Origin of the sequence: Actinomyces sp. oral taxon 170 str. F0386, assembly GCF_000195595.1 — a bacterium.
Classification (GTDB): domain Bacteria; phylum Actinomycetota; class Actinomycetes; order Actinomycetales; family Actinomycetaceae; genus Actinomyces.
On the sequence record NZ_GL882542.1, the window covers coordinates 1 to 6,405 of the forward strand.

Consider the following 6,405-nt stretch of genomic DNA (forward strand, 5'->3'; position numbering starts at 1 on the left):
GCAGTGTCCGAAAAACACCCAGCAGCCCAGTCGCGGCCATCAAGCTGTTGTGGCTGGCGATCTGCAACATCGAGGACCGTCGCGCCGCCGAGAGAGCCAAGGAGACCGGCGCTCCCGCGAACAAGAGAAAGGCCAAGGGCCGCCTCGTCCAAGGACAGGTCACCAACAACTGGAAGCAGGCCCTCGCCCAGCTCGCCGCCGCCTACCCCGACCGCATCAACCCCTACCTCTGACAAACCCACTTACACAAAAACATTGACAGGCTCGGCTTCGGCATCGATGAGGTCCTGCAGACCCGCCCGCAGCAGGCGGCGGAAGACCTCTTCGTGCGCCAGGGAGGAGTCGTCGAGGAGTTCCTGCGGCAGACAAGGCAGACTGGCCCTGGGTCATCGTGGAGCCCTTCAGATGGTTGATCCCACGATGACCCGCCCCAGGCCTGTCAGCGTCCCGGCCGGGTCGCCGTGGGAACTGCCATCACCGTATGGAGCTCACCCCTACGGCTTCGGACACCTCCCAATCAACACCCAAACAAACGATCACGTTTCGTGACTGCCATAAATCACTTATCCGAACGCAACCACTCCGTAAAGGGTTTCATTGCTTCGTCGAGCGATGTGTAATAGACAAGACGCAACTGCCGATCAGAACCGAAAGTCATGGTGACATGGGAGAGAGTAACTTCACCCAACCGATCTAGGGTGAAAGTTCGTTTTCCATTACATTTTCCATCTATGTCCGGCTGTTTCCACCATGTTCGAAACGTACCGTTGATGCTCGAGAGATTCTCGGTGAGGCGAATGAGCTCCGCATCTTGAGGAGACTGAACGAAGTCTCTCTTGAAACTGGTCAGCAGACTGCGGGCTTGCTCCTCCCAAGGCGATAAGCGCGCCCGCAATCTCTCGTCAGCGAAAGTCATCCACAACATGTTGCGTGCACCCTGAGGTTGATCAGAGAATCCAAATAGCTTGTCTCCCGCGCTATTCCACGCAAGCACGTCCCACCTTGAGTTCAACACGAATGCCGGATTATCGGGAAGTCGAAACAGCATGTCACGAATAACCGCCGGTACCGTACAAGCGGCCTGAGACAACTCCTTCGGCGGGCGTTTCTGAGCGAGCATATACAGGTGCCTGCGCTCAGCTGAATCGAGTTTCAGTACTTTACATAGGTCATCGAGAAACTCGGATGACACACCGATATCGCGTCCCTGCTCCAGCCATGTGTACCATGTGATCCCGACGCCGGCCATTGCAGCAACCTCTTCACGACGCAATCCAGGTGTGCGACGCCGCCCAGAGGCTTGAAGACCTACCTCCTCAGGAGTGATCCGTGAGCGACGACTGCGGAGGAACTCAGCCAGTTCTGTTCTTGTCCTATCCAGTCGCCGACTTCTGGACTTCGCTGTCTTGCGATTCATCCCATCACCTCTAGTAACACCATAAGTGGACACGTTGTAACACTCTCGCTCCGCGGGTAGCGTCGACCTCATGACACCGCCAACCTCTGACAAGTGCACATGGTCGCATCACGATGCCGCTCACGTTCAGCCAGCCAAGGCTACTTGGGGGGGAGGGGGGCATGTGACGTATGGTGACCCCTCCCGTCCGCAACACGCAAGCGTTAGAGCGCAAGGAGTATGTACAGACTGGACTAAGCCGCTCAAGTCTATCGATGTGTGGAATTTCGCCGAGGATTGCGTTTGACATGGGACCTCCGACCGAACAATAACGATGCGCTGTCTCTAATTCGAATCTCTACTAGCATAACAACCTTCCGAAAGGGCCGATATGACAATTCTGCCGAACATCAGTTTTGGTCTCGGCTGCATGGGCATGTCCCAATGGTATGGGCCGACAGACGAGGTCGAATCGGTTGCCACAATCCAGGAAGCACTCGATTCGGGGAATCCCTATCTCGATAGCGCTGAGGCCTATGGGCCTTTCACCAACGAGATACTTATTGGTAAGGCTGTACGCAAGCGTCGTCATGATGCCTTTATTGCAACCAAGTTCGGGTTTCCCATGATCCAGCCAGATGGCAGCCATCTACCGGCGGACAGCTCGCCAGACCACATTCGACATGTAGTCGACGAAAGCTTGAGGCGCCTTCAGACCGATCACATCGATCTTTTATAAGGGACGTCAGGGATTGGCGCTGCCGTAGCAGAACGTCTCTCTGCTCGCTATGCTATAACTATAGCGAGTCGACGCCTGATGAAATACCCGCACTTTGATCAACTCGCTTTCGATGCTTCAGATCCGGGTTCCATCCGTGCGGCCCTCGGTGACAGCATTTTCGATCACGTCGTAGTTACAGCGGCAGACACGCCGACTGGCCCCCTCAAGGACCTCTCTGATATTTCAGTCCACCGAGCTATTCAAAACAAACTCGTCCTCAACTATATGGTACTTCGAGAGATCAGGGCGGTAAGGTCAGTCACGCTTACTAGCGGATACCTCTCTGCTAGACCTGGCAAGGCAACCGCCCTCCAGTCGGCCCTGAACTCAAGCATCGAGTCCCTCACGAGGGCTGCTGCAGTGGAACTCTCTCCTGTTCGAGTGAACTGTGTCTCTCCAGGAACTGTGAACAGTTCTATGTGGGACCGGCTACCGGAACATCAACGGCGCAAAGTCCTTGAAGATGCGGCAGCTCGTTCTCTTCTAGGCCGCGTGGCGGAAACTGGTGATATTGCTCGCGCATTCGAGTTCGCAATCGAGTGTTCTTATATGACCGGAGAAACTGTATTTGTTGATGGAGGCGCCCGATTCAGTTAACAGGCAACCGCTTCTGATGTCTCCGATGTCCATGTTTATAATGCAATACTCTGAGAGGAACATTCATGTCGGCAACGATTAATTTCGGACGTACTCTCCATATCGTCGGCGGCCTTCTTGGCGCATTCATCGTCTTCGTCGACAGCACTATCGTCAATGTTGCTCTTCCCTCGTTGTCTGTCGATTTTCATGCATCGACGGCAAGTCTTGAGTGGGTCATCAACGCTTATACTCTTGTATTTGCGGCATTTCTGCTATCTGCCGGTTCACTCGCAGACGTACTTGGGGCTCGGCGGATATTTCTTGTAGGCATTATTGTATTTTCTCTGGCCTCCGTTGCTTGTGCAACCTCATCGAGCATAAGTTATCTCAATGTCTCTCGACTAGTCCAGGGGCTAGGGGCTGCATTGGTGTTGCCAAGTTCGCTTACTATAATGACCACCGACGTAACGGATGAACGGTTGCGCCATAGACTCGTGGGTTTTTACGCTGCGGCGGGCGGGGTCGGTCTAGCTGTTGGGCCGCTCGCTGGAGGCCTGCTCATTCACGGATTCGGTTGGCCAAGTATTTTCTGGGTCAACGTAGGTGTTGGGCTAATTGCGTTTGCCGCGGGCCTCTGGCCTACACCTGTTTCCACTCGTTCTCAGAAGAAGATTGATTATTTTGGTCAGTTTTTCGCTACCCTCGCTATCGCAAGTTTGGTGTTCGCTTTAGTCGAGGCCCCTGAGCGAGGGTGGTCCGATTCGCTCGTAATCACGTCTTTGCCTTTATTCGTTGTGACATTGACGCTGTTTATTTTCGTTGAAAGATACGCGCACTCCCCGCTGCTGCCTTTGGGGCTCTATCGAAACGCCCAATTTTTTGGCGTAATCGGTCTGGGGTTCTTTTTCAACTTCATGTTCTATGGCGTATTGTTCGCGCTCAGTCTTTATTTTCAAAATGGACTTGGTTATAATGCGCTACTCGCGGGAATCTCTTTCCTGCCTTTTACTGGCCTCGTGACTGCCGGAAATCTTGTCGCGCCTCGGGTGGCCGAACGAACCCATCGACTGCATGTCCTTATATTTGGTGAGGCGTTGGTTGCGGTCTCATTGTTAATTGGTGCCCTTGCGGGCTATTGTGACTTAAGGCTGCTTTTATTTGCTGCGTTGCTTCCTGGTGGATTCGGGTCAGGTCTGCTAGTGCCAACAATGACATCTCAGACATTGGTTACTGTTCATATTGACAGTCACGGCTCGGCAACCGCGGGTTTTAATACTTTTAGGCAACTTGGCGGGGTGTTTGGCGTTTCCATTTTTGGCCCTCTTGTTGCTGGAGTCGCTGATGTTCGTGGCGGCTTTGTGGCTTCGCTATTTGTCGCTGCGGGAGCCATGGCCGTGTCGCTAATTGTTGCTGTTTGTACCCAACGACCGCAACGTATTTACTGCGATAAGCTCGTAGAGGAACAGGTGGGTGAGGGTGCTCCTGTAACCGGTACCGGGTCTGTTCGGTAAATGGCGTGCGGGGCCCGGCGGATTTCAGGGAGTGGTCCTTTCGAACCGTCCAGCGAAGGTGGTCGCGAACGCGTTCAGCGCGGGCGTACACCCGATCATCCAGCATGCCGGGAACCGCCGGTGGGGTCAGGCGAGCTCGTCACCAGATTAGAGGCACTTCAGTGCCACCTGCTCCCAACTGGTGCTGATCGCTTCCCGCAGGCCCTTGAGGTCATCGCAGACGGCGATGAGGACGTTCAGCACCACGGTTCTTCGGCTCAGAGAATACCTGCAACCGGAACGAGCCCTATTCGCCATCGCCGGCCCCAGATGCCGAGGACGTCTGTGCTGTCTCATGACTTCTGGGACGTTTCGGGGTGTGCTGGGGCTTGGGCAACCATGTCACGCCTGACTCATGACGGTTAGTGTGCCGGGGGTGGGGTGCTCAGGGCGGTGAGGATGTCGTTGGCGGTGTCGGTCAGACGTGGTGCGGCTGCGAGGTGGTGGCCGTTGAGGTTGATGGTGACGTCCTGCAGGCTGCGTAGCTCGCGCACGATCCTGGCGATGCTGATTCCGGTGGCCTCCTGGAGGTAGCGGGCGACGGCCAGGGAGGCCATGGCCACGGTCAGGTGGGCCTCGATGGCGTCATGGGTGTGGTGGAAGACGGGGCGGGCTCTCAGGTCGTGCTTGCTCATCTGCGAAGGACTGCTCGACGTGCCACAGCTCGTGGTAGGAGGAGACAACCTCGGCGGCGCCCATCAGGCGGGACGGGATGTTGGTGACGTAGCCCTTGAGGCCCACCAGGGACCGGGCTCTGGCGATGGAGGCCTCATCGAGGACCTGATCGCCTTGATGGACGGTGACAAAACGCGTGCCCTTAGGATGCTTCTCGCCGGCGATGACAGCCCGGGCGCGGTTGGTCTGAGCTGTGAGGGTCTGGTTGTCCCGGGCCGCGCGTTTCTTGGAGTAGACCCATACCGCTCTCCATGAGCCTGGATGGGTGTGCGGGTCCCACACCGGCTCGGCCTTGCGGCTCTTGTCCCGCTCGCTCTGCGAGCCCCGCTTGGGGGTGATGGTGTCGATGACCTGCCCGTCAGTGAAGGCGTCCCCGGCCCAGTGGAAGTAGGCCTCCAGGTCGCCTGGGGCGCGGACCTGGTGGGCCCCGATGATGAACCGCAGCCTCGCGTCGTCCAGGGCCGTCAGGTTGGTGGCCGAGAGCATGCCGGCGCCCGGCGACAATGACGAGCTCGGCGATGCCGTGGGCGGCCTGGAAGGCCTCCGCGATGGGGATGATCGTGGCGGTCTCAGCCTTGTTGCCCTCCCAGCACCCGATTCTCAGGGGGAAACCACGGCGGTCGACCAGCAGGCCGACGATGACCTGGGGGTCGACCCGCCTGTCCTTGGAGTAACCCACCCGCCTCAGATCATCCTCACGCTCGGCCTCGAAGTACAGGGTGGTCACGTCATACAGGCACAGGGCCAGACCCCCACTGGCGGTGACGTGCTCGAACAGAGCCCCAGACAGGCTCTCGCGGTAGCCCCGCTGCCCGCAGCGTCCCAGGGAGCGGAACAAGGTCCTGGTGCTGACCGGCTCCAGGCCCAGGTCACCCAGGACGCGGGGGACCTGGGCCTTGGACGACGGCTCGATCAGACGCGCCAGAACCATCTGCTCAAAGGCCCGATCCACCCCCAGTGGCGTTCCTCAGCCCCAGACGGGTGTAGACCCCGTGCAGAACGTCCCACAGCAGGCCCGAGCGCTTGGACTCCAACCGCGTCAGTGCCGACCGGGGCTGAGGCCGTGAGGAGTCCCGAAACCGCCGGTGGCGTGGGAGTCAGGTCCAGGGCCAGCTGGTCCGGGGCAATGCGGTGCCGGCCGATCTCCATCAGAGCAGCCAGCTCGGCCTCCATGTGGGCCGATCCCAGGTGCTCGATCACCTTGTCCCGGCGCCCTTCCTTGACCGCGATCTGCACCGCCGTCGCCCCTGAGGCTGTCTTGACCTTACGCAGAAACGGGCTCACCACCCCCACCCTACCGGCCGCTTAGTGTGCCAGCACACCCCCAACACCACGCGACATCAACGAAAAACCCACCTCAAAACCCAGACCCCACCAAACTGTCACGAGTCAGGTGGAGTGCGTGGTGTTTCTCGGACAGGGGG

The 6,405-nt window shown here is 58.0% G+C and carries 7 protein-coding genes and 1 pseudogene; 4 read left to right on the top strand and 4 right to left on the bottom strand.

Translation table 11 applies throughout. The features are described 5' to 3' along the window. Window positions 1-233: pseudogene (locus HMPREF9056_RS08065) on the top strand (IS256 family transposase); the annotation flags it as partial. Between the two features lie 326 nt (window positions 234-559). Here the strand turns inward: HMPREF9056_RS08065 and HMPREF9056_RS13695 are convergent. Continuing rightward, the gene (locus tag HMPREF9056_RS13695) at window positions 560-1,417 is read right to left on the bottom strand and encodes a helix-turn-helix transcriptional regulator (RefSeq protein ID WP_157185043.1); all 858 of its coding nucleotides are present in this window, start codon (window positions 1,415-1,417) and stop codon (window positions 560-562) included. A 370-nt stretch (window positions 1,418-1,787) separates the two neighbouring features. Here HMPREF9056_RS13695 and HMPREF9056_RS13700 point away from each other — a divergent pair, with 370 nt between their 5' ends. The 3 genes from HMPREF9056_RS13700 (at window position 1,788) to HMPREF9056_RS13710 (ending at window position 4,267) form a co-directional block, all read left to right on the top strand. Beyond that, entirely contained in the window at window positions 1,788-2,135 is a 348-nt protein-coding gene (locus HMPREF9056_RS13700; RefSeq protein ID WP_087942233.1) for an aldo/keto reductase, read from the top strand. Between the two features lie 78 nt (window positions 2,136-2,213). Further along, window positions 2,214-2,774 carry an SDR family oxidoreductase gene (locus HMPREF9056_RS15000; protein WP_087942234.1) on the top strand — a complete coding sequence of 187 codons (561 nt, stop codon included), beginning with the start codon at window positions 2,214-2,216 and terminating at the stop codon, window positions 2,772-2,774. A gap of 65 nt (window positions 2,775-2,839) precedes the next feature. Further along, entirely contained in the window at window positions 2,840-4,267 is a 1,428-nt protein-coding gene (locus HMPREF9056_RS13710; protein ID WP_009404318.1) for an MFS transporter, read from the top strand. 401 nt (window positions 4,268-4,668) lie between these two features. On the opposite strand, the gene HMPREF9056_RS14705 is transcribed toward HMPREF9056_RS13710, so the two are convergent. From HMPREF9056_RS14705 to HMPREF9056_RS14715, 3 genes are all read right to left on the bottom strand, one after another. Next, the gene (locus HMPREF9056_RS14705; RefSeq protein ID WP_009404320.1) at window positions 4,669-4,941 is read right to left on the bottom strand and encodes a hypothetical protein; all 273 of its coding nucleotides are present in this window, start codon (window positions 4,939-4,941) and stop codon (window positions 4,669-4,671) included. Between the two features lie 398 nt (window positions 4,942-5,339). Then, window positions 5,340-5,912, bottom strand: a complete 573-nt coding sequence (locus tag HMPREF9056_RS14710; protein WP_009404322.1) for an IS1634 family transposase — start codon at window positions 5,910-5,912, stop codon at window positions 5,340-5,342. Further along, window positions 5,894-6,265: a hypothetical protein gene (locus HMPREF9056_RS14715; RefSeq protein ID WP_253269988.1), complete on the bottom strand. Its 372-nt coding sequence runs from the start codon at window positions 6,263-6,265 to the stop codon at window positions 5,894-5,896. Before HMPREF9056_RS14715 ends, HMPREF9056_RS14710 begins: the two co-directional genes overlap by 19 nt. Window positions 6,266-6,405 lie beyond the last annotated feature (140 nt).